The sequence below is a fragment of the Allobosea sp. TAB14 genome (assembly GCF_052113865.1).
Classification (GTDB): domain Bacteria; phylum Pseudomonadota; class Alphaproteobacteria; order Rhizobiales; family Beijerinckiaceae; genus Allobosea; species Allobosea spartocytisi.
Genome location: NZ_JBFRDQ010000343.1, coordinates 1 through 1,892, shown reverse-complemented (window position 1 = coordinate 1,892; position 1,892 = coordinate 1). Strand labels below are relative to the sequence as shown.

Below are 1,892 nucleotides of genomic sequence, written 5' to 3'. Positions count from 1 at the left end.
GCCTTGACCGTGCGCTCCGTGCCGGACGCCGAGCCGAGCACGACGGCGATGAGAGTGCGTCCGCCGCGGCTCGCGGTCGCGACGACGTTGAAGCCCGAGGCGCAGGTGAAGCCGGTCTTCATGCCGCCGATGCCGACATAGCGCCCGACCAGGCCGTTGGTGTTGTGCATGACCTGCTTGCCGAGCTGGACGGCGGAGGTGCTCCAATAGGCGGAGTATTCCGGGAAGTCGCGCATCAGCGCCATGGCGAGCACGGCGAGGTCATGCGCGCTGGTCTGCTGGTCGGGATTGTCCCAGCCATTCGGATTCATGAAGCGGGTATCGCGCATGCCGAGGCGCTGGGCCTCGGCATTCATCATGCCCACGAAGTCCGGCACGTTGCCGCCGACGCCCTCGGCCACGACATAGGCGATGTCGTTGGCCGATTTGACCATCATGATCCTGAGCGCGTTGTCGAGCRTGATCTCCTGGCCGGCGCGGATATAGACCTTCACGCGGGGCTGGCTGGCGGCGAGCTTCGAGGCCGGGATCGCGGTCTCGAGGCCGATGCGGCCGTCGCGGACAGCCTTCAGCGCCAGATAGATCGTCATGATCTTGGCGGTCGAGGCCGGGCGCCAGGCCTGGGTCGCGTTCTCGGCGGACAGGACCTCGCCGCTCGAGGCGTCGACGACGAGGCTCGCTCCGGCCAGAGCCGGTGCCGTGAAGGCGAGACCAAGGGCAAGGGTGACGGTGAGGCGGGATGCGATCATCGGCGGGTCTTGAACCTGTCTTGTCGTGAACGAAGCTTGGCAGCGCGACGGCGCTGGGTTCAACGCGACGCATGCGGCATTTTCGAGACGACGGGCGCAAATCTCCGCCCAGGAACTCATAGCTGCATGCATACCTACCCCCAGCGCAGCGATTTGCCTAGCCGCCACGGCCGGTCCAGAAGCGATAGCGCATCATGCTTTCGCGGGGCTCATCGGCGTGGCTTTCGGCTTTCTCTGGATTCCGGCGACGATCCTCGCCTCGCTGCTGCAGACGGCGCGCAACCTGGCGCAGCGCTCGCTGACCGACGTCATCGGCGTGGTCGGGGCGACGCAGGTGCGCTTCCTGTTCGGCCTGCCCTTCGCGATAGTCTTCCTCGCCGCCGCCTGCCTCGGGCTGCGGACGCTGCCGCCCTCGATCGGACCAGCCTCGCTCGGCTACACCGCCTGGGGCGCGCTGATGCAGATCGCGGCGACCGCGCTGATGCTGGCGGCGATGCGCGAGCGCTCCTTCGCCGTGACCACCGCCTACACCAAGACCGAGCCGGTGCAGGTCGCGATCTTCGGCGCGCTGCTGCTCGGCGATGCGCTCAGCCCGCTTAAATTCCTCGCCATCGCGATCGCGACCTGCGGCGTCATCGTTGTCTCCTGGAAGCCGGGGGAGAAGTTGACCCGCGCCGGCCTGCGGCCGGCCGTGCTCGGCATCGTCTCGGGCGCCTGCTTCGCGCTTTCGGCGATCGGCTTCCGCGGCGGCATCCAGGCCCTGCCGGAGGGCAATTTCCTGATCCGCGCCTCGACCATCCTGGTGCTGGGGCTGGCCATGCAGACCGCGCTATTGACCTTCTACATGCTGGTCGCGAACCGCCCGGCGCTGTGGCTCAGCCTGCGCAACTGGCGGCGCTCGCTGTCGGCCGGCTTCCTCGGCGCCGCCGCCTCGCAATTCTGGTTCATCGGCTTCTCCCTGACCAGCGCCGCCAATGTCCGCACGCTTGGCCTGATCGAGGTGCCGCTGGCGCAGATCGCCTCGCGCCGCCTGTTCGCGGAGGGAACGAGCCGGCGCGAGATCCTCGGCATGGCGATGATCGTCGGCGGCGTCGGATTGCTGCTTTTGATCTCGTTGCAGTGAGGCCGGAGGCCGGCTAGTGC

The 1,892-nt window shown here is 68.0% G+C and carries 2 protein-coding genes; one reads left to right on the top strand and one right to left on the bottom strand.

Going from position 1 to position 1,892, the window contains the following annotated elements; all coding sequences use genetic code 11:
• The coding region (locus tag AB4Y99_RS27435) for a D-alanyl-D-alanine carboxypeptidase family protein (protein ID WP_441525571.1) at positions 1 to 749 on the bottom strand (749 nt) is incomplete at its 3' end.
• A 217-nt stretch (positions 750 to 966) separates the two neighbouring features.
• Here AB4Y99_RS27435 and AB4Y99_RS27430 point away from each other — a divergent pair.
• Positions 967 to 1,872: an EamA family transporter gene (locus AB4Y99_RS27430; RefSeq protein ID WP_441525570.1), complete on the top strand. Its 906-nt coding sequence runs from the start codon at positions 967 to 969 to the stop codon at positions 1,870 to 1,872.
• Positions 1,873 to 1,892 lie beyond the last annotated feature (20 nt).